This is a genomic window from Brachybacterium paraconglomeratum (genome assembly GCF_003994255.1).
GTDB lineage: Bacteria > Actinomycetota > Actinomycetes > Actinomycetales > Dermabacteraceae > Brachybacterium > Brachybacterium conglomeratum.
Window position 1 is genome coordinate 52,123 of the sequence record NZ_ML133855.1, and the last position, 20,924, is coordinate 73,046.

Annotated in this window: 14 protein-coding genes and 1 other RNA gene; 9 read left to right on the forward strand and 6 right to left on the reverse strand. The window is 73.3% G+C overall.

Annotated elements, in window-relative coordinates; all coding sequences use genetic code 11:
- The first annotated feature begins 102 nt into the window (after positions 1–102).
- The 3 genes from DS079_RS09230 to DS079_RS09240 are packed head-to-tail and all read left to right on the forward strand — an operon-like array spanning position 103 to position 3,340.
- On the forward strand, positions 103–1,254 hold the full coding sequence (locus tag DS079_RS09230) for a hypothetical protein (protein WP_126986803.1): 1,152 nt from the start codon (positions 103–105) through the stop codon (positions 1,252–1,254).
- Entirely contained in the window at positions 1,251–2,636 is a 1,386-nt protein-coding gene (locus DS079_RS09235) for a sensor histidine kinase (RefSeq protein WP_126986805.1), read from the forward strand. Before DS079_RS09230 ends, DS079_RS09235 begins: the two co-directional genes overlap by 4 nt.
- Complete coding sequence (locus DS079_RS09240) at positions 2,633–3,340, forward strand: response regulator transcription factor (protein WP_126986807.1); 708 nt, start codon at positions 2,633–2,635, stop codon at positions 3,338–3,340. The genes DS079_RS09235 and DS079_RS09240 overlap by 4 nt, the downstream gene beginning before the upstream one ends.
- A 22-nt stretch (positions 3,341–3,362) precedes the next feature.
- Here DS079_RS09240 and DS079_RS09245 read toward each other — a convergent pair whose 3' ends face one another.
- Entirely contained in the window at positions 3,363–3,932 is a 570-nt protein-coding gene (locus DS079_RS09245) for a dihydrofolate reductase family protein (protein ID WP_126986809.1), read from the reverse strand.
- Between the two features lie 209 nt (positions 3,933–4,141).
- The gene (locus DS079_RS09250; RefSeq protein ID WP_126986811.1) at positions 4,142–4,687 is read right to left on the reverse strand and encodes a DUF4188 domain-containing protein; all 546 of its coding nucleotides are present in this window, start codon (positions 4,685–4,687) and stop codon (positions 4,142–4,144) included.
- Positions 4,688–4,982: 295 nt separating this feature from the next.
- On the opposite strand from DS079_RS09250, the gene DS079_RS17240 reads away from it, so the two are divergent.
- Positions 4,983–5,807 (forward strand): MerR family transcriptional regulator, encoded by an 825-nt coding sequence (locus tag DS079_RS17240; RefSeq protein WP_206516156.1) that lies wholly within the window; start codon positions 4,983–4,985, stop codon positions 5,805–5,807.
- Between the two features lie 365 nt (positions 5,808–6,172).
- Here the strand turns inward: DS079_RS17240 and DS079_RS09260 are convergent, their stop codons facing one another.
- Complete coding sequence (locus DS079_RS09260; protein ID WP_126986813.1) at positions 6,173–6,685, reverse strand: DUF779 domain-containing protein; 513 nt, start codon at positions 6,683–6,685, stop codon at positions 6,173–6,175.
- 167 nt (positions 6,686–6,852) lie between these two features.
- Here DS079_RS09260 and DS079_RS09265 point away from each other — a divergent pair, with 167 nt between their 5' ends.
- Positions 6,853–7,857 carry an aldo/keto reductase family protein gene (locus DS079_RS09265; RefSeq protein WP_126986815.1) on the forward strand — a complete coding sequence of 335 codons (1,005 nt, stop codon included), beginning with the start codon at positions 6,853–6,855 and terminating at the stop codon, positions 7,855–7,857.
- A 228-nt stretch (positions 7,858–8,085) separates the two neighbouring features.
- Here the strand turns inward: DS079_RS09265 and DS079_RS09270 are convergent, their stop codons facing one another.
- Positions 8,086–9,663, reverse strand: coding sequence for an alanine/glycine:cation symporter family protein (locus DS079_RS09270; RefSeq protein ID WP_126986817.1), 1,578 nt, complete (start codon positions 9,661–9,663; stop codon positions 8,086–8,088).
- Between the two features lie 251 nt (positions 9,664–9,914).
- Between DS079_RS09270 and ffs the strand changes: the two genes are divergently transcribed.
- Positions 9,915–10,011, forward strand: an RNA gene (gene ffs, locus DS079_RS09275) — signal recognition particle sRNA small type.
- 235 nt (positions 10,012–10,246) lie between these two features.
- On the forward strand, positions 10,247–11,107 hold the full coding sequence (locus DS079_RS09280) for a CPBP family intramembrane glutamic endopeptidase (protein ID WP_126986819.1): 861 nt from the start codon (positions 10,247–10,249) through the stop codon (positions 11,105–11,107).
- A gap of 15 nt (positions 11,108–11,122) precedes the next feature.
- On the opposite strand, the gene DS079_RS09285 is transcribed toward DS079_RS09280, so the two are convergent.
- Entirely contained in the window at positions 11,123–12,472 is a 1,350-nt protein-coding gene (locus DS079_RS09285) for an MFS transporter (RefSeq protein ID WP_164736178.1), read from the reverse strand.
- Between the two features lie 292 nt (positions 12,473–12,764).
- Between DS079_RS09285 and DS079_RS09290 the strand changes: the two genes are divergently transcribed.
- The gene (locus tag DS079_RS09290; RefSeq protein WP_126986821.1) at positions 12,765–17,582 is read left to right on the forward strand and encodes a lamin tail domain-containing protein; all 4,818 of its coding nucleotides are present in this window, start codon (positions 12,765–12,767) and stop codon (positions 17,580–17,582) included.
- A 218-nt stretch (positions 17,583–17,800) separates the two neighbouring features.
- On the opposite strand, the gene DS079_RS09295 is transcribed toward DS079_RS09290, so the two are convergent.
- Complete coding sequence (locus DS079_RS09295; RefSeq protein WP_126986823.1) at positions 17,801–19,288, reverse strand: dicarboxylate/amino acid:cation symporter; 1,488 nt, start codon at positions 19,286–19,288, stop codon at positions 17,801–17,803.
- Between the two features lie 240 nt (positions 19,289–19,528).
- Between DS079_RS09295 and DS079_RS09300 the strand changes: the two genes are divergently transcribed.
- On the forward strand, positions 19,529–20,911 hold the full coding sequence (locus DS079_RS09300; RefSeq protein ID WP_241237606.1) for a hypothetical protein: 1,383 nt from the start codon (positions 19,529–19,531) through the stop codon (positions 20,909–20,911).
- The last annotated feature ends 13 nt before the right edge of the window (positions 20,912–20,924 follow it).

Sequence of the window (20,924 nt, forward strand, 5' to 3'; positions counted from 1 at the left end):
CCGCCGGCCGACGGGCTCCGCCCGGCGGATCCCACCCGTCGACGGGGCCGGTTCCCCCGCGCGGGGGAGGTGCGGAGCACGTCCTCCGAGAAGGCTCGGGGCATGACCACGAACACGCCCGCACCGTCCCTGACCGACACCGACCGACCTGCCGCCGCGCCCCGCGCCCTGCTGCTCGCGGCCGTCCTGGCCAGCGCGCTCATCGCCCTGCTCGGGGCGGCGTGGGCGCTCGCCCCGGACGCCGATCTGCTCGGCGGACCACCCGATCGCACGCCCCTCGAGCTGCTCCTCGGCCCGACGGGCGCCGTCGCGACGCTCGCCGCCGTCTCCCTGCTCGGAGTCGGTGCGGCGCTGACCGCCCTCTCCCGGAGGCTGCCGCGCCCAGCGCTGCTGACCGTCGCGGCCGCGCAGGTGCTGGTCGCCGGGGTGGGGATGGGCAGCATGTCCACCCTGTCCACGGCCGGTTACCTGCTCGCGCTCGCGATGCCCGCCGTCGTCGGGCTGCTCGTGGTGCAGGTGATCCGCCGATACCCGCGCCTGCGCGTGCCCGTCGCCGGGATCGTCGTGATCGCGCTGGCGGCCGGAGCGCTGTTCCTCGGCGAGGCGCTGCTGGACCTCGCCGGCTATCTCCTGCCGGCCTTCGTCGCCGAGATCCCGATGATCTCGACGACCCTGCTGCTCGTCGCCGGCGGCGCCCTGTGGGCCGCTCTCGCCGCCGCGGCCCTGCGCAGCGACGGGAGTGCCGCGCGCCTCGCAGCACGGGTGACCCGTCACCGGGTGCCCCTGACGCTCGTCGCCGCCGCCTGCCCGCTGCCCTACGCGCTGATCCGGCTGTCCTGGCTGACACCCTGGCCGCTGATGGCACCCGACGGGCTCGAGCTCAGCACGCGGCTGTGGGGCCTCGTCCTCTCCTCCGGCAGCTGGCTCGCCGTGGTGCTCACCCTCGGGCTGATCCTGCCGTGGGGCGAGAGGTTCCCTCGCTGGATGCCGGTCGTCGCGGGCCGGGAGGTGCCGATCGCCGTGGCCGTGGTGCCCGGCGGTGCGGTCGCCGCGCTGTTCACCTTCGCCGCCGTGCCGATGCTGGTCGGCGCGGAGATGATGACCGCCGCCGACCGCCTCCTGTTCGCCGTGACCTTCCCCTGCTGGCTGTGGGGCCCCGCGCTCGCCCTGGCCGTCCGGGGATACATCGGCCACCGTCGTGACCAGGAGCGTCGCGGATCCGCGCCGGAAGTCGCTGGTGCCCGCCGCGCATGATCGACGACGATGTGCGGATGGAGATCCTCCGACGGCAGGGCCGCCGCCTCGCGTGGCTGATGGCGGGAGCCGCCATCGGCCTGGCGGTGGTCCTGCTGGTCGTCGTCGTGGCGGCCGTCGCCGTCGGCCTCGGCGCGGAGCCGGGGTCCGAGGCCGGCTCGGGCACGGTCGGCGCCCTCCGGGGAGCCGGCCCCGTGGGCGCGATCGCGGGAGCGAGCGTTCTGCTCGCGGCGCTGCTGGGCCTCGTGCCCGGGGTGCGGGAGCTCGAGGTGACCGGGGCCCGCGGCATGCTCGGCGCCGACGGGGAGCTGCTCGTACCGCGCCGGCCCCGCGCCGGTCACCATGCCCGCACCGCCCTGTGGGTCGTGCTCCATCTGGGCTCCGGGCTGCTCTGCGCGACGCTGCTGGCGACCTTCGTGCCCTCGGCCGCGCTGTTCCTCGTCGAGCTCGCGGCCGGCCGGTCCTTCGGCTCCGGGCTGCCGCTGCCGGAGGGTGCGGTCGGGCGGCTCGGCGCGGCCGCGCTCGCCCTGCTGATCGGGGCGGCCTCGGCGCTCGCGTGGTGGCCGCTGGGCGCCGCCCTCTCCCGTCTCGCTCCCCACCTGCTGGGGCCGACGGCGACCGACCGGCTCGAGGCGGCCGAGCAGCGCGTCGCCCGCGAGGCGGAGCGCACCCGGATCGCGCGCGAGCTGCACGACGGGATCGGGCATGCCCTCACGGTGGTCAGCGTGCAGGCCGCCGCGGCGCGCACCGTGCAGCACAGGGATCCCGAGGTGACCGCGGCCGCGCTCGCGGCGATCGAGGAGACCGCCCGCGACGCGACCGGGGAGCTCGATGCGGTCCTCGCCCTGCTGCGCGAGGAGGAGAGCGGCCGACGGACGCCGCGGCACCCCGCCGCGCCGGACGGCCGCGCCACGGACGCGCCCGCTGCTCCCGGTGACGAACCCGCTGCCGAGGACGAGCTCGAGCGGCTCCTGGCCGGGCACCGCCGCGCCGGGATGGACCTGCACCGACGCGGCGAGCTCCCCGCCGATCTCGCTCCTCTCCAGCACCGCCATCTGGTGCGCGGCCTGGGCGAGCTGCTCACCAACGCCCAGCGCCATGCGGCGCCCGGACCCGTCACCCTCGTGCTCGGCGCCGACGACGGACGCGTGCACCTCGAGGTGACCAGCCCCCTCGACGATGCGCTCGCGGAGCCCGCCGACGACGCCGCCGCGCCGCCTGCGGACTCCGCCGCGCAGCCCGCCGCCGTCCCGGGAGGGCACGGTCTCGTCGGCGTGCGCGAGCGCGCCGCGCTGCTGGGCGGCACCCTCGAGGCCGGACCCCGCGGCGAGCACTGGATCGCGCGCCTGGACCTGCCCCTGCTGCGCGAGGAGGAGCGATGACCGACCCCGCGAACGAGCCCGCCGAGCCCACCGGTCTCGCGCGTCCCGTCGACGCCCCGGACCCCGTCCGCCTCGTCGTCGTCGACGACGAGCCCCTGGTCCGGCAGGGCCTGTCGCTGATCCTCGGCGCCGAGGACGACCTCGAGATCGTGGGCGAGGCGGCCGACGGCGACGAGGCGCTGCGCATCGTCCGCGCGACGCGGCCGCACGTGGTGTGCATGGACGTGCGCATGCCCGGGATCGACGGGATCCGCGCGACCGAGCTCCTGCTGCACCTCCCGGAGCCGCCGAAGGTGCTGGTCGTGACCACGTTCGAGCATGACCAGCATGTGCACGACGCGCTCCTCGCCGGGGCCTCCGGGTTCCTGCTCAAGCGCGCGACCGGGCCGGAGATGGTCCGGGCGGTGCGCACGATCGCCCACGGCACGAGCCTGCTGTTCCCCGACGCCGTGCGGGACCTGCTGCGTCCCAGCGCCCGCACCGCCCGGCACGACGGCCCGCCGCTGACCGAGCGCGAGACCGAGGTCCTCGCGCATCTCGCCCGCGGGGAGACCAACGCCGAGATCGCCGCGGAGCTCTTCCTCGGCGTCGAGACGGTCCGCACGCACGTGGGGAACCTGTTGGCCAAGCTCGGTGCCCGCGACCGCACCCAGGCGGTGGTGATCGCCTACCGCACCGGTCTGGTGGACCCGCGCGCGAGCTGATCCGCTCGGGTGCGGGGGAGGTTCAGCGCCGTCGCGCGAACTCCGTGAAGCTCACCCCGGTCTCGTAGGTGCGGGTGCGCACGTGCTCGAACTGCTCGGGCGCGTACTCGCCGGGGGCGAACAGGGGGATCCCGTCGCCGAACAGGAACGGCTGGCGCTTGAGCAGGAGCCGGTCGATCTCCCCGTGCAGCTGGGTCGCGAGCCGGCCGCCGCCGCACAGCCAGATGTCCCCGCCGTCCTGCTGCTTCAGCTCCCGCACCACCGCGACCGGGTCCTCGTCGGTCACGCGGAGGTTCTCGGCGGGCTCGAGCGGACGGTGCGTGAACACGATCTGCTGGAGGTGGCGGTAGGGGCTGGGCATGTCCGGCAGGCCGACGGCATGCGTGTTCGCACCCATCAGCACGGTGTCGAAGCGGCCGCCCGACTGGTCGATGCCGAGGTGGGCGGCGATGTCGGTGGGGATCGTGACGGCGAACTCCTCGTTGATCCCCTCCATGTGGTCGCCCTCGATCAGGAAGGCGTCGAACTGGTGGTCGGGGCCGGCGATATAGCCGTCCAGGCTCACGGCGACGTAGTAGACGAGCTCTCGCATGGGTCCCCCTCGGGTCGGTGCCCCGCGGCGGCGCCGCGGCTCGGAGGGCCGACACTACGGCGCAGTGGCGACCAGCGCCCCATGCTTTTCCGGGAGCCGCCCCCGCGGTGAGGGCGATGCCGGGACCGGAGCGCTCGAGGTGCGGTGACTTGGAAGGTGCCGAGTCGCTGCGCGACGGCCAGCCCCCGCGAGGACGGGGGCGCGGCGCCTCAGCGGGTGCCGAGCCGCTGGGCGGCGGTGCGTCCCCGGGAGGCCAGAGGAGCGGAGCCGACCGCCTTCGCGAGTCCCACCCGCGCCCCGTTGCCGTAGAACGTCTCGATCCCGTCCGCGGGCACGGCATAGGTCTCGTGCCAGATCCCGACCGCGCCGGGATGCGTCCGGGCCGCCTTGTTGAACGCCTTCCAGGCCGGCAGGTGCTCGGCACTCGACATCCGCGCGTAGGTGTAGAGGTGCTCGGTGCTGCGCCAGTACTGCACCACCCAGGGGCCCTTCGCGCCGATCAGGGTGTCCGCGCCGAGGAAGCCGAGGTCCTCGGCCTCGCCGCGCGCGGCCGCGGCGCGGTTGCGGTGCAGCTCGGCGAGCATGCGCGGCATCGCGGCGGCGACGGGGCCCCACAGGTCCGGCCGCCACGGGGCGCGGATGGTCATGCCGATGTGGAAGACGACGAGGTCGTCGACTGCGGCATGGGTCAGGTTCGGGGGCCGGCGGTCGGTGGCGGCGGCCGGGCGGTCAGCGGGCGCGGCGGGGTGGTCCATGGGGTCCTCGTCTCAATTGGAAAGTGCTACTTTCTAAGAGTGTGCTCGGGTCGACTCCCAGTCAAGGGGTTTCGGGCGGCGGTCCTCGTCCGTCCGACCCGACCTCTCGTCCCTCGAAGTGCCCGACCCGTCGGTCCTCGCCGCGTTCGGCCCGCTGCGTCCCGTCCGCCCCGGCGCGCCCCGCCCGACCCTGCCGGCCCGCGCAGCGACGGATCTGCGCGAGAATCGAGGCCGTCACGTCGGCGTGCTCTCCGTCCGATGTCCCGCCCGCCGTCGCTCTCCCGGAAGGGGCCCGATGAGGATCTCCGCCCTCTCCGCCCGCACCGAGGTGCCGATCGGCACGATCAAGTTCTACCTGCGCGAAGGCCTGCTCGCGCCGGGGCGGCAGACCTCCCGCACCACCGCCGAGTACGACGAGTCGCACGTCGAGCGGATCCGCCTCGTGCGCGCCCTGACCGATGCCGGGGGGCTGGGCATCGCGGCGGTGCGCCGCATCGTCGAGGTGCTCGACGCGCCCGGGCCCGCCCGCCTCGACCTGCTCGCCACTGCGCAGCACGCGCTGCTCGCCGACGAGCCGGCGCCGTCCGTGGCGACAGCGCCGATCGTGTCGAGCGTGTCGGCGGGGAAGGGTGTCGACGCCGCGCAAGGGGCCGACGCCGGGCAGGGCCCCGATGGTTCCGAGGGCACGCAGGGTGCCGACGGCTCCGAAGGGGCGCAGGGTGCAGAGGATGCGCAGGGCGCTGACGACTCCGAGGTCTCGGAGCCGGTCGACGGCACCTCGCCGGCCCGCGAGTGGCTCTCCCGACGCGGCTGGCACACGTACGGGGACGACCTCCTGGTCGCCCGGCTCGAACGGGTCTGGGCGGCCTGTGAGGCGGCGGGGATCCAGCTCGACGACGAGCTGATGGACGGCTACGCCGAGGCGCTCGAGCAGGTCGCACGCCTGGACGTCGACACCGTCCCCGGGGACCCCGACGAGGCCGTGCGCCGCGTGGTCGTCGGCACCGTGATGCTCGAGCCGGTGCTGCTCACCCTGCGCCTGCTCGCCCAGCGCGAGCTCTCCGTGCGTCGCGCGGAGACCGTCGACGGGGGCCGGCTCCGGACCGACCTTCGACGATGAGCGCCGCCCCGTCCCGAGCGGCTCAGTGGCCGCCCCGGCGGTTCAGTACGGCGTCGTGGGCGGCGCCCCGGGCGGAGGCTCCGGCGGTGGGGGCTGGTCGGGCTGGGGGAGCGGCTCCGGCGGCGGCTCCGGCGACGGCTCGGGCGGTCGCCCGGGGATCGGGGCCGGCGGGTCCGAGGGCGGCGCTCCCGGCGGCTCGGTGGGAGGCGCGGTCGGCGGCTCCGTGGGCGGCTTCCCGGGCGGGGTCATCGGCGGCTCGCTGGGCGGCGGCAGGCTGCCGCCGGACGGCGCGGACGCGAGCGAGCCGCTCGGCGCGTGCTCGGCATCAGGGAGGCCGACCGAGCGGTCCTCGATCGGGCGGCGGGTCATCGCGGACCGGTTCCCGGGATCTCGACCGGCACCCGGTCCTCGAGCATCCGCGAGCGGGTGAGGAACCGCTTCCCGTCGGGCGTCTCGAGGCTGAAGCCGCCGCCGCGCCCGTCGACCAGGTCGATCGTCAGGTGCGTGTGGCGCCAGTAGGCGAACTGCTCGCGGCTCATCCAGAAGTCCAGCGGGCTGGTGGTGCCGCCCGGCAGGGGCACCTCGACGTGGCCCATCCGCACATCGGCGTCGCCCGTGATGAAGTCGCCCTCGGGGTAGCACATGGGGGAGGAGCCGTCGCAGCAGCCGCCGGACTGGTGGAACATCAGCGGGCCGTTGCGGTCGATGAGCCGCTGGATCTGTGCGACCGCCGCGGACGTGAAGGCGACGCGGGAGAAGTCCTCGCCCTCGACCGTCGGCTCCATCTCCAGGACGTCGTCGGCCTCGGTCGGCTCCGGCAGCGGGGGTGCCGGCGGCTGCCCGGGCTGCGGTGCGGGAGTGGTGGAGGTGTCGGTCATCGGGCTCTCCTTCCAGCGCGGCCGACGGCGGGGCCGGCCGGGTGCGCGGCGGCGATCATCGGCCTCTGCGTCACGGGGGCCCGGACGGCGGGTGCGACGGCCGACGTCGGCCGATGTGACGCGGGCCACCAGGATAGACCCGTGCCGGCGGACATAGGGTTGGGCACATGGAACATCGCCACCTCGGCCGCTCCGGCCTCAAGATCAGCGAGATCATCTACGGCAACTGGCTCACCCATGCCTCGCAGGTCGAGGACGACCGCGCCCGTGCCTGCGTCCGCGCCGCGCTCGACGCCGGCATCTCCACCTTCGACACCGCCGACACCTACGCCAACACCGCCGCGGAGGTAGTGCTCGGCGAGGCGCTGAAGGGCGAGCGCCGCGAGTCGCTCGAGATCTTCACCAAGGTGTACTTCCCCACCGGCCCGAAGGGGCACAACGACACCGGCCTCTCGCGCAAGCACATCCGCGAGTCGATCGACGGCTCGCTGCGCCGCCTGGGCACCGACTACGTCGACCTCTACCAGGCCCACCGCTACGACTACGCGACGCCGCTCGAGGAGACGATGCAGGCCTTCGCCGACGTCGTCCACTCCGGCAAGGCCCTGTACATCGGCGTCTCCGAGTGGAACGCGGACCAGCTGCGCGCCGGCCACCAGCTCGCCCGCGAGCTCGGCATCCAGCTCGTCTCCAACCAGCCGCAGTACTCGATGCTGTGGCGGGTCATCGAGGAGCGCGTCGTGCCGACCTCGCGCGAGCTGGGGATCTCCCAGATCGTCTGGTCGCCGGTCGCGCAGGGCATCCTCACCGGCAAGTACAAGCCCGGGGCCGAGGCGCCCGAGGGCTCGCGCGCCCGCGACGAGAAGGGCGGCGCCGACATGATCAAGCGCTTCCTGAACGACGAGGTGCTCACCGCCGTGCAGGGTCTGCTGCCGATCGCGGAGGGGCTGGGGCTGACCCCAGCGCAGCTCGCGATCGCCTGGGTGCTCAGCAACGACAACGTGGCCGGCGCGATCATCGGCGCCTCCCGCCCCGAGCAGGTCACCGAGAACGTCAAGGCCGCCGGGGTCACCCTCGACGCCGACGTGAAGGCTCGCATCGACGAGGTGCTCGGCGCCCTGCCCGAGACCGACGCGACGAAGACCCAGTCCCCGGCGCACCGCCTGGCCTGAGGGTCCGGCCACGAGGCCTGGCTCGACCGCCTGGCTCGGAAGTCCGGCCACGAGGCCTGGCTCGGAAGTCCGGCCACGAGGCCTGGCTCGACCGCCTGGCTCGGGAGTCTGGCCACAAGGGCTGGCCTGACGACCCGCCGCGCACAGCGGAATGCCCCGCCCCCGAGGATCTCGGGGGCGGGGCATTCCGCTGTGGTCCTGCTGTTGTCGCTGTCGCGACGTGGCCTGTCAGGGGCGCGGCGGGGGAGTGATCGGGTTCTCGCCGGTCTCGGCGGCGAGCTCCTCGCCGGTCTGGCCCTGGCGGACCTTCCCGTCGGCCCGCAGCTCCCAGAACTCGGCGTTCGCGATCCCGAGGGGTCGTGGATCGAACTCCGGATCCTTGCCGGCCTTCTTCTGCGCCCGGTAGTCCTTCAGCGCCTTCAGCGCGGGGACCTGGAGCAGGAGGATGCCGACGATGTTCAGCCAGGCCATCGAGCCCACGCCGATGTCGCCCAGGCCCCAGGCGGAGCCGGCGGTGTTGATCGCGCCGTACGCCACCGAGACCAGCAGCACGCCCTGCAGCAGGCGCAGCAGGCCGCGGCGCACCACGCCGTTCTTGATCTTGCGGGTGAGGTAGGAGAGGTTCACCTCGGCCATGTAGTAGTAGGCCACGATCGTGGTGAAGGCGAAGAACGTCAGTGCGATCGCCACGAAACTGGAGCCCAGGCCGATGCCGGGGGCGAGGGTGTCGAAGCCGTTCTGCACGAAGCCGGGGCCGGGCTCCACGTCGGTGCCGATGGCGCCGGTGTAGAGGGTCGGGCCGGGGAACGTCTCGTTCTCGAACACCGAGTACATGTCCGTCGAGATGATGATGAACGCGGTGGCGGTGCACACGAACAGGGTGTCGATGTACACCGAGAACGCCTGCACCAGGCCCTGCTTGACGGGGTGCGAGACCTCGGCGGCCGCGGCGTGGTGGGGGCCGGTGCCCTGACCGGCCTCGTTGGAGTAGATGCCGCGCTGCACGCCCCACTTGATGGCGAGGCCGATGATCGCGCCGTACACCGCGTTGGCGCCGAAGGCGCTGGAGAAGATCTGGCCGAACACGTGGGGGATCTGGTCGAAGTTCACGAAGAACACGGCCAGCGCCGCGATGATGTACAGGATCGCCATAGGCGGCACCACGAACGCGGCGAAGGCGGCGATGCGCTTCACGCCGCCGATCACGATGAAGGCCAGCACGATCACCAGCAGGATCGCGACGCCCCAGGTGGGGAAGCCCCAGGCGAGGTTGATCGCGGAGGCCATGCCGTTGGCCTGCACGCCGGGGAGGAAGAAGCTCATCGCCATCACGGTGACGGCGGCGAACAGGATGCCGTACACGAGGGAGAGGGCCTTGGCCTTGTGGCTGTAGGCCTTCTCGAAGTAGTAGGCCGGGCCGCCGCGGTACTCGCCGGTGTCCGGATCCTTCTCCTTGTAGATCTGGCCGAGGGTGGACTCGATGAAGGAGGTGGCGGCACCGAGGAAGGCGACCGTCCACATCCAGAACACGGCGCCGGGGCCGCCGAAGGCGATGGCGGTGGCGACACCGCCGATGTTGCCCATGCCCACGCGGTTGGCGAGCGACATCATCAGCGACTGGAACGACGACGTGCCGTCGGTGGACTTCTCGCCGCCGAACAGCTGCTTGACCATGTCCGGCAGGCCGGAGACCTGGACGAACTTCGTGCGGATCGAGAAGTAGAGGCCGGCGAGCAGGCACAGCCCGACCAGCGGGAGCGCCCAGACGACGCCGTTGACGGCGTCGATCATGTCGGCGAAGGTCATGAATGCCTCCTGGGGGGAATGGGGACGCGACGGCGACAGCGGCGTCGCGGTCCGGTGACGTGGGTCACCGAGGGTGTGGGGAGAACTTACCCGACGACGTCTCACTGTTCGGACTGTTCTGGAGCGTGTTGCGTTCTCGTGACCTAGCGGCTCGCAGAGGGGACGCTCGTCGCGTCGACCGTCGGCGCCGTATGTGGGCTGTCTCGCCCCTGCCCCGTGCAGGCTCCGCCGCGCAGACCCGTTACACTCGTGGTGACCCCTCGTGCGGTGTCATCTTGCTGAACTCCCCCAGGGCTTGACGGCAGCAAGGGCAGGTGAGCTCTGGCAGGTGCGCGAGGGGTCGCTTCATGTCCGGACGCAGGAGGTCCGACGGCCGGCGGCCTCGCAGGTGCGGCCATCGACGGGGCGCCTCCGGCCGACGAACGTGCCCCCGCCGAGCCCTGCGACCCCCGCCGCCGACGGGGGATCTCCCCACCTCGGTCGGGCGGTCCTCCCCGTACCGGCGCCCCGGGCGCGATCCCTAGCGTGGAGTGCGATGCGGAGCCCGCCCCGGGACCCGCGCATCCCTCTCCAGGAGCGCACGATGTCGACGCCCCCGGCAGTCGCCCAGCCCGTCCTCGCCCCCGCCCCCTCTCTGCGCCGCGTGCTCGCCTTCCTCGGCATTGCGCTCGCCGTCTCGACCGCCCTGTCCCTGCCCTTCGCGTTCGGGGCCCTGCCGCCGGCGGCCGTCGGCCTCGCCGTGCCGCTCGCGCAGCTCTCCCCGCTGCTGGCCGCGCTGCTGGTGCGTAGGCGCGGAGCGCCGTGGTGGCGCGCCCTCGCGCTCGCCGTCCCGTCCTGGCGGGCGCTCGGGGTCGCCGCCCTCGCCGCGATCGCCGCGTTCGTCGCGGTGCCGCTGGCCAGGGTGCTGATCGGGCTCGGCGCCGGGGCGCCTCCGTCGGCCGATGCCCTCCCGCTGTCGTCCCTGCTGCTCGCCGTGCCGGCCGTGCTGGTGATGCAGTCGCTGTTCGCGATCGGCGAGGAGGCAGGGTGGCGAGGCTGGCTGCACGGAGAGCTACGCCCGCTCGGGTTCTGGCCGATGTCCCTGCTCATCGGGGCGATGTGGGCGGTGTGGCATGCGCCGATCGTGCTCGCCCTCGGCCTCGCGCCGCGCGAGGCCGTGACCTATCTCGGCACCATCGTCGCCGTCGCACCGCTGCTGTCCGCGCTGCGCGAGGTCTCCGGCACCGCCTGGGCGGCCGTGCTCGGCCACGGTCTGCTCAACAGTGCCCGTGTCGCGATCGAGCAGAACGTGCTCGGCCCGCTCGAGCCCGGGACCGCCTGGCTGCTGGATCTGAGCTCGTGGGCGCTGTGGCTCGCGGTCGCCGCGGTCGTGCTGCACCTCGGCGGCAGGCGCCGCGCGACGACGCCCGGAGCGGTGTCCGGGGCCGCCCTGCCGGTGCGGTGAGCCCCGGGCGCCCGCTCACAGATGCTCGGCCGGGAGCTCCTCCAGGGTGCTCGCCCGCTCCTCCACCGTCGGCTCCGAGGGGGTCGCGGCCCGGGGATCGCCGAGCGCGGCGTTGACCAGCGCGGCGAGGACCACGAACGCCGCCGCTCCCGTCGGCAGCCACATCGCGGCCTCGGCCCCGACGCCGTCCGCGACCGCGCCGGTCAGCGCCGAGGTTGCGGACTGGCCGACGATCGTGGCCGAGCCGAGCATCGACATCAGCGTCGCCGAGCGGCCCTGCGGGGCACGGTCCGCGGCGAGGCTGTAGATCGTCACGATCGTCGGCCCGATCCCGATGCCCGCCACGGCCATCGCCCCGACCAGGCCCCACAGTCCGCCGGCGAGCCCGAAGGCGATCATCGAGGCCAGCATCAGCACGGAGAACAACAACCAGCGGTGGGAGCGGCGGAACCTCTCCGGGAACAGCGAGATCGACAGCGCCAGGATCGTCGAGCCGACGCCCATCACCCCGTACACCAGGCCGGCGGAGTCGCCTGCACCGCGGGTGTCGAGGAAGGCCGTCAGCGAGGTCAGCACTGTGCCGAAGAACAGGCCGACTCCGAGCGCCCCGGCGACCAGCACGAGCACCCGCGCGGTGCGGAGCTCGGCGGCGGGCGCCTGCTCGGTCGGCGACTCGCTGCTGGGCGCGGAGGCGCGCGCGGTGGGATGCAGCGCGAAGGCGGTGACGAACACCAGGGTCAGCAGGGCCGCGCCGATCATCGGCGCGGCCGGGGACATCGTCGTGGCCAGCAGGCCCACCACCACGGGGCCGAACACGAACGCGGTCTCGTCGGCAGCGGACTCGTAGCCCATCGTGGCGTTGAGGCTCTTCGCCCGACGTGCGACGGGCAGGCGGGTGAGGATCAGGTGCACCAGGCGGGTGCGCGAGAACGGGCCGATCTGCGGGGAGGACGCGCCGATCACGAAGCTGACGGCGAGCACCGCGACATCGGGCAGCGGGCTGAAGGCCACCCAGGCCAGGCCCATCAGCGCCAGCGAGTTCACGATCCCGGCCACCAGGATCACGCGGCGCTGGCCGAAGCGGTCCGCGGCGGCGCCCAGCAGCGGGCCCACCAGCGCGGAGCCGAGGCCGAGCACGGCCGAGTTCAGCCCGCCCAGCGCGATCGAGTCGCGGGCGGCGACGACCAGTGTCAGGGTGCCCACGATCATCATCGCGAAGGGGAAGCGGGCGATGAACGCGATGGGGAAGTAGGCGGTGCCCGCCTCGCGGCGCAGCGTGGTGGGGGCGGGGGTGCCCAGTGCCGGGCCGTCGACGGGCTGGGCGTCGTCGGCGCGGGGCTGCGGGGCGGTGTGCGGCGTGGTCATCGAACCTCCATGACGGTGGTGCCGCCTTGGACGATCCACGTCGTGGACCCGAGGTAGATGCACCCGGGAACCCGCCGGAGCGGGTGGGGAACGCATCGATCCTACGCGGGGCGCGGGGGCGTGACCAGGGCGGAGGCAGGCGGGGTGCGCGGATTCACCGGTGACCGGATCGAGACCGGTCCGCAACGATCGCGCCGGGTCCGGGACACCCCCGCGTCATGCGCCGTTCGCCTTCGCCCCGTACCTATGGGAGCGCTCTCATCCTCTGCTCCTCGCGACCCGAACGGACACCATGACCACCCCTCCCTCGCCATCCCTGCGACGATCCCCGCGGCCCGGTCCTCCCGCCGCGACGGCCGCCGTCCCGGCCCCCTGCCGCGGCGTCCCGCTGCGCCGCGCCGGCATCGCCCTGCTCGCCGGCACCGCCCTCGCGCTCGGCCCCGCCGCCCTGCCGCTGACCGGACCGCTCGGCGTCTTCGCCGGCGGCGCCGTCCCCGCCGCACAGGCTGCCCCTGCCCCGGGCGGCCCGCTGCTGGTCACCGAGATCGCGCCGGACACCGTCGGGGCCGACGAGTTCGAGTTCCTCGAGCTCACCAACACCTCGACCGAGCCCGTCACCGTCGGCGGCGAGGGCGGCCACTCCCTGAGCTACATCTACGCCGACAGCGCCGACACCGCCCGCGACGTCCCGCTCGACCTCGAGGGGTCGGTCGAGCTCGCCCCCGGCGACTCGCTCGTGCTGTGGCTGAGCTACGAGGCGAAGGACCTGGACTCCTTCTCCCGCACCGTGGAGGAGTTCCGCGCCCACTGGGGCGCCGCCGAGGACGTCCCCGTCGTGCGCGTGACCGGCCAGCCCGGCATGGCCAACGGCGGCGGACGCGGCGTGCGGGTGCTCGACGGCGACGGCGCCGAGGTCTCCCGCAGCTTCTACCCCGCCGGCTCCGTCGGCCAGGATCGCAGCGCCCACTTCGCGCTCCCCGCCGCCGACTCGCTCTCCGCGGCCCTGTTCGCGTCCGCCGCCGCGCCCACCCCGGGTACCGCCGAGGACGCCCAGCTCACACCCGCCGAGCCCGAGCAGCCGGAGGAGCCCGCCGAGCCCGTGGACCCGCCGGCCGCACCGCCCGCCGACTCCCTCGTCGGCCACCTGCAGATCACCGAGGTCACCCCGGACACCACCAACATCGACGGCGCCGACGGCTACGAGTTCATCGAGCTGTACAACGCCACCTCGGCTCCGGTCTCGATGGCGGACTACGAGCTGCGCTACCTCTACACCGCCGACGGCGAGTCGATCACCAACGCCGCGGACTGGCCGCTCAGCCCGTCGGACGTCGTGATCGAGCCGGGCGGCACCCTCGTGGTCTGGGTGCGCAACGGCGCCAACGACGCCGCGACCGCCTCGGACTTCGCCGCGAACTACGGCGTGGACCCCGCCTCCCTGAACCTGGTGGAGACGGCCACGGCGGGGATGGCCAACGGCTCCGGACGCGGGCTCGAGATCCGCACCCGCACCGGCGACAGCGTCCACCGCGCCTTCTACAACCTCTCCGGCGCCGACGACACCCAGCCCGACCAGGGCATCCAGTACCGCACCGGTGACGGCGCCGACGGCGCGCAGCCGGACTTCTCCCGTGCGGCGAAGACGGGCCTCGCCCCCGCCACCCCCGGCGCGGTGGACCCCTCCCAGGTGCCGGCAGGGCTCGTCGACGTCCCCGCCGACGCGCAGGCCCCCGAGGTCCGCGACCTCAGCCCCGCGGAGCTGGACCCGTCGGCCGATGCCGTGATCAGCCACGAGGTGACCGATGACGTGCAGGCCCGCACCGTCACCCTCCACCTCCGCTCCAGCGCCGAGGACGAGTTCACCCCGATCACCGTGCGTCGCACCGAGGGCGACCGCTTCGACCACGCCATCCCCGCCGCGGACCTCACCGGCAAGCGCTGGTTCGAGTACTACGTCGTCGCCTCCGACGGCACGAACGAGAGCCGCACCGAGCCCACCCGCGTGGCGCTGACCGGCGTCGACGCGGCCCCGCTGCGCATGAACCTCGCCGAGGGGCAGTACGTCTCCGGCACCGCCTCCGTCTCGGTGGCCGGCGACCGGTACCCGGCCGAGGCGACGGTGAGCATCGACGGGACCGAGCGCAGCGACGTCGTCCCCGCGCTCGAGGCCGCACCGGTCTTCGCGATGGACGTCTCCCAGACCGACACCTTCTTCCGCAACGGCGTGCTGGTGGGCGACGAGATCATCTCGATCTTCGACGAGGGCACCTACGCGAACTGGGTCGGCCACGACGCCGAGGTGCCGCTGCAGCACGTGGTGCGCGGCGAGCCGCTGACGGTGACGGTCGCCGCGGGCACCAAGGCGTATCCCGGCATCGACGAGAACGAGAACAACGACGACTTCTCGATCCGCAACCTGCGCCTGATCCTGCCCGACGGCCGCACCCTCCGCCCGGTCGACGGGGTGGACCCCGCCGAGATCATCGCGATGGGCGACTCGGCCGGCAAGCACGACCTCTACGACGCCGCCTTCGAGATCCCGGAGGACGCCTTCACCGCCCACGCCGTCGCCTGGGACACCACCGCCGTCGCCGACGGCGAGCACGTGCTGGCCGGCGCCGACGGGGACGGGAACCGCGTCGAGCGCACCGTGCTCGTCGACAACACCGCCCCGACCATCAGCACCGGGATCGAGGACGGCGCCGACTACCAGGGCACCTTCTCCCTGGACGTGACCGCGGAGGACGCCGGCAGCGGCCTCGCCTCCCTCACCGTGCTGCTGGACGGCGAGGAGGTCCAGCCTGGCGAGGAGCTCTCCTCCCTCACCCTCGACCCGGGCGAGCACACCCTGGAGGTCACCGCGGCCGACGAGCTCGGCAACGAGGCGACGCGCACCCTCGCCTTCACCACCCCCGTCGAGGACCCGACCGCGACCCTCCTCACCGAGGACGGCCTGACCGTGCCGGTGTGCGAGGCACCCGATCTCACCGCCCGCGTCACCGACCCGTCGGGCGATCCGATGGACGTCTCCTTCCGCGCCGGCACCTCCGCGTCGCTCGCCGACGGGACCGTCGCGGGCACCGCCGGCGAAGTGCGCGACGCCGACGCCGCCGAGCGCGAGGGCGAGACCCTCACCGTTGGGCAGACCACCGCCTCCGAGGACGCCCTGCCCTTCCACGAGTTCGCCGTCGACGTCCCCGAGGGCGCCAGCGGGGACGCCGAGGTGCACGTGACCTGGGAGGGGAGCGCCGATCCCGGCGCACGGGTGCGGCTGCTGGTCGAGGAGACCGCCGGCGGCGAGCTCGTCGAGGTCGCCCACGCCTTCGCCGCCGAGGACGGCTCCGTCGCCTTCGACGAGGTGGTCCCCGCCGCCGGTCACGTCTCCGGCGGTCAGCTGCGCGCCGTCGTCCAGCACTCCGTGGGCTGGTCCGGGGGAGACCTCTCCTCCCGCGCGGACGCGACCGCCCCGCATCATCCGGAGGCGACCGACCGCTCGGAGTACGACTTCACGCTGGCCTGGGAGTCCGACACCCAGTACTACAACGAGGAGTTCTACGAGCACCAGCTGAACATCCACGAGTTCCTGCTCGAGCAGCGCGAGCCGATGAACCTGCAGTACCTCTTCCACACCGGCGACATCGTGGACGAGTCCGACAAGCCCGAGCAGTGGGCGAACGCGAACCCGGCCTACGCCCAGCTCGACGAGGCGGGCCTGCCCTACAACGTGCTCGCCGGCAACCACGACGTCGGCCACATGGACGGCGACTTTACCGAGTACTCGAAGCACTTCGGGAAGCACCGCTACGAGGACAAGCCCTGGTACGGCGGGTTCTACGAGGACAACCGCGGCTCCTACACCCTGTTCAGCGCCGGCGGCGTCGACTTCATCGTCGTCTCCCAGGGCTGGGGCCCCGGCGATGCGGAGATCGACTGGATGAACGAGGTGCTCGCCCAGTACCCGGAGCGCACCGCGATCATCAACCTCCACGAGTACATGCTCACCACCGGCGGTCTCGGCCCGATCCCCCAGCGGATCCAGGACGAGGTCGTGGCCACCAACCCGAACGTGTCCATGGTGATGAGCGGTCATTACCACGACGCCCACACTCGCGTGGACTCCTTCGACGACGACGGCGACGGCACCCCGGACCGCGAGGTCACGCAGATGCTGTTCGACTACCAGGGTCTGCCGGAGGGCGGTCAGGGCTTCCTGCGCCTGCTCCACTTCGACAACGAGGGCGAGCGCATGATCGTGCGCACCTTCTCGCCCTCGCTCGAGCAGTACTCGAGCGACGACGCGACCCTGACCCCCGAGGACCAGGACTTCGAGGTCTCCTACGCGCAGCTCGGCATCGAGCCCGCCGACAAGGAGCTCACCACCGACGCGTTTCGCGCCGACGTGCTCTCCTCCGAGGAGTTCGCACAGGTGGACGACGTCGCTTCGGGCGAGACCGTCGAGGCGGACTCCGCGGTGCTCGGCGCCGGGACCCACTCCTGGTACGTGCGCGTCACCGATCCCCACGGCGGCATCGCCCGCTCCGAGGTGCGCGAGCTGACGCTGACCGGCGACGCGGCGGGCTGCGAGGGCGGCGCGCCGGGCGACGGCGGGGAGGGGTCCGACGGCGGCTCCGGCGGCGAGGGCGGCTCCGGCGACGGCGGCTCCGGCGAGCCGGGAGGCGGCGGCCAGGCCCCTGGCGCCGGCGACGGCTCCGGGAGCGCGGGCGGCTCGGAGGGATCCGACGGGAGCGGCGCCTCCGACGGGTCGGGCACCGGCGACGGCTCCGGCGGGAGCGGCGGCGCGGACGGTGCCGAGGGGGACGACGCGGGCGCCCCGGGCGCGACCGGTTCCGGAGCGACGGACTCCGGTGCGTCCGATCCCGGCGGCGCTGACTCCGGTGCAGCCGGCTCCGAGGGCTCGGCAGCAGCCGGCGGTTCCGGTGCGACCGGGCCCGGCAGCGCCGCGGACGGGACTGGCGACGAGCAGGCCCAGGACGGTGCCGTGAGAACCGGATCGCTCGCCCGCACGGGTGTGGAGGCGGCGGGACTCGCCGCCCTTGCACTGGCCCTCACCGGTGCCGGGATCGCCCTGGTGCGGCGCCGCCGGGCCTGAGCGTCTGCTCGAGAACCGGTGATGCCCTGTCCCTGCGTCGAGGGGCAGGGCATCACCGTCCGATGCGGCTCACGCCGGCGCCCCTCGGCGCCCACCGGCACCCGCGGCTGACAACAGACGAGTCCCTGGCGTGACCTCACCCGCTGTACGGGGTCGAGGTCACGCCAGGGACTCGGAATTGTGCGCCGGCGGTGCCGGCGGCGCAGGTGCTGGCCGGGTCAGGCGCGGGTGCCGGCCGCCTCGCGGGCGTCGGTCGCCTCGGAGGCATCCGTCGACGCGGCGGTGGCGCCGTCGGACTCCGCGCGCTCCACGGCGTCGGCCTCCGCCTTCTGCTCGGCCTGGATGGCCTGGAAGGAGGTGCGGGCGGCGGCGTCGTAGGTGTCCTGGTCCAGGATCTTCTCGCGCTTGGCGACGATCACGCCCACCAGCGACTGCCCGGTGACGTTCAGAGCGGTGCGGCCCATGTCGAGGATCGGGTCGATCGCGAGCAGCAGGCCCACGCCCTCGAGCGGGAGGCCCAGGGTGGACAGGGTCAGTGTGAGCATCACGGTCGCACCGGTCATGCCGGCGGTCGCGGCGGAACCGAGCACGGAGACGAGCACGATCAGCAGGTAGTCGGTCACGCCCAGCGGCACGCCGTAGAAGTTCGCGACGAAGATCGCGGCGAGCGAGGGGTAGATCGCGGCGCAGCCGTCCATCTTCGTGGTCGCGCCCAGCGGGATCGCGAAGGAGGCGTAGTGGCGCGGGACGCCCATGCGCTCGGTGACGGTCTGGGTCATCGGCATGGTGCCCAGCGAGGAGCGGGAGACGAAGCCGAGCGAGGTCGCCGGCCACACGCCGCGGAAGAAGGAGCCGATGGAGAGGCCGTTGACCTTCAGCAGGATCGGGTAGACGACCAGCAGCACGATCAGCATGCCCACGTAGACGTCGAGGGTGAACACGCCGAGCTGGCCGATCGCGTCCCAGCCGTAGGAGGCCACGGCGTTGCCGAGCAGGCCGATGGTGCCGATCGGGGCGAGGCGGATGACCCACCACAGCAGCTTCTGGACGATCTCCAGTGCGGAGCCGGTGAACTTGAGGAACGGCTCGGCCTTCTCGCCGACGGAGAGCACGGCGATGCCGACGGCGATGGAGATGACGAGGATCTGCAGGGCATTGAAGCTCAGGGAGACGGAGCCGTCGTCCCCGGCCGAGCCGGTGATGCCCAGGAAGTTCGAGGGGACCAGGCCGGTGAGGAAGTCGAGCCATCCGCCCTGGGTGGAGGAGGCCTCGGCGGAGTCCGCGGAGACCTGCGAGTTCGCGCCGGGGGTGGTCAGCACGCCGAGGGCGATGCCGATCGACACGGCGATCAGGGAGGTGATCCCGAACCACAGCAGGGTCTTGCCGGCCAGACGCGCGGCGTTCGTGACGCCGCGGAGGTTCGCGATCGAGGTGACGATCGCGAGGAAGATCAGCGGCGGGACCAGAGCCTTCAGCAGCGTCACGAAGATCGTGCCGATGGTGTCCAGCGTTGTGGTCAGCCAGTTCGCGCCGTCCGGGTTCGCCTCGGTCTCGGCGACCGGGCCCATCTGGGCGGCGACGAGGCCGAGGACGATGCCGAGGACGAGGCCGATCAGGACCTGCCAGCCGAAGGGGATGCGGGTGATCGCGGTCAGCGGGTTGCGCGACCGCGTCGAAGCCGAGGAGGAGGTGGTTGATGTGCTCACGAGCGGGACGCTACGCGCCCATGCTCCCAGGTTCAATCATATTGCTGTGCGGTCACATTAGCGCAGCTATGGGGTTGTGTGCTGCTGCCAGGCGCTGGAGGGGGAGTCCGAGCGATGCGTGGTCGGGCCGGCGCGGCAGCGGAGGAGCCGTGCGGCCCTCGGCCGATCGGAGGATCTCGGCGAGGTGGGAACCGACGTGCGGAGGATGTCGGTCGCGAGCGGGCCTGGCACGGTGGAGCCATGCCTCGCACACCTGTGGACCACGTCGATCCCGCCTCCTCGGACGAGGTGCCGAGGAGTGCTGCCGGTGCGGCGGACGGCACCGACGGGATGCCCGAAGGAGCGGACAGGCCGCACGGTGCCGTCGACGGGGTCGACGGGACGGCGGACGGGGTCGACGGCGCGGCCGGCGGGCGCGCCGGGAGGACCGACGCCGCCCAGGAGGAGGTCCCCTTCGGCGATCAGCCGGTGACCCGCTTCGCCGCCGACGTCGAGTACAGCGGTCGTGCCGGCGAGCACGACTATCTCGTCCGCGTGCGCCATCGTCTCCTGGACACCTCCTTCACCGTGGTCATCGACGGGATCGAGCACGACCCGAAGGCAGAGGAGAAGGCACGGAAGGCCCGGGAGAAGCGCGAGGCAAGCGACGACGACGCGACCGGCGACGACGCGACCAGCGACGATGCGATTGATGACAACGCGGCCGACGACGACCTGCAGTTCGGCCTCGACGAAGGGTTCTCCACGCTGCGCTGCACCGTGCGCCGTCGTCGCGAGGACGGTGAGGTCAAGGACTGCGAGGTGCTCACGATCCGCACCGCGGGACTCGGCGGTGCCGGCGAGGTCGAGGTCCGGCACGGGTTGCGGACCACCCTGCTCGTCCCGGCAGAGGGGTCCCCGTCGGCCCTGCGCGACGAGAAGCGCACGGCCCATCCCACCCGCTATGCGCTCATCGCGGCGCTGGCTAAGGCGGCGAAGTTCCTCATCCCGCTGCTGGGCCTCGGCGCGCTGTTCGGCGGGCTGCTCGACCCGGTCAAGGAGTGGGTCGAGGCGCGGATCCGGCCCGTCGTCGACGCGATCGTCCAGGCCACCCAGCCGATCCGGGACTGGATCGGAGAGGCAACGCGTCCGGTGCGGGAGTTCCTCGACGCCCTCCTGAGCCCGATCCAGGAGCTGATTGCCGCGATCCTCCGCCCGATCGGCGAGGCCGTGCGCTGGCTGCTGGACCTGCTGCCGGACATCGGCCTCCCCTTCTCCGTGCCCGGCTGGCTGGTGGACGTGCTGGTGCCGGTGATCGTCGTCATCGCCGTGTTCACGGCGACCCACCGCGCCCTGCGCACGCGCCGGGAGAAGCTCGCGGAGACGTCGAGCGGCGCGGGTTCGGACAGAGGTGCGGGTTCGGACGACGACGCCGGAGCGCCTGCCGCGAGGACGGGCGGTGCGGCTTCGGACGCCGCGGACGGGGCGGATGCCGAGACGCCGAGAAGCGCGGACGCGGACGTCGCGCCGGCGAGCCGAGCGCACGTCGCAGGCTGCGACTACGGAGCCGAGCCGTCGGGGCCGCCGCCGTCGGAGGTCGAGGTCGACGAGCGCTCCGCGGGGGAGATCGGCACGCAGAACTGATCCCCGTCCGGAG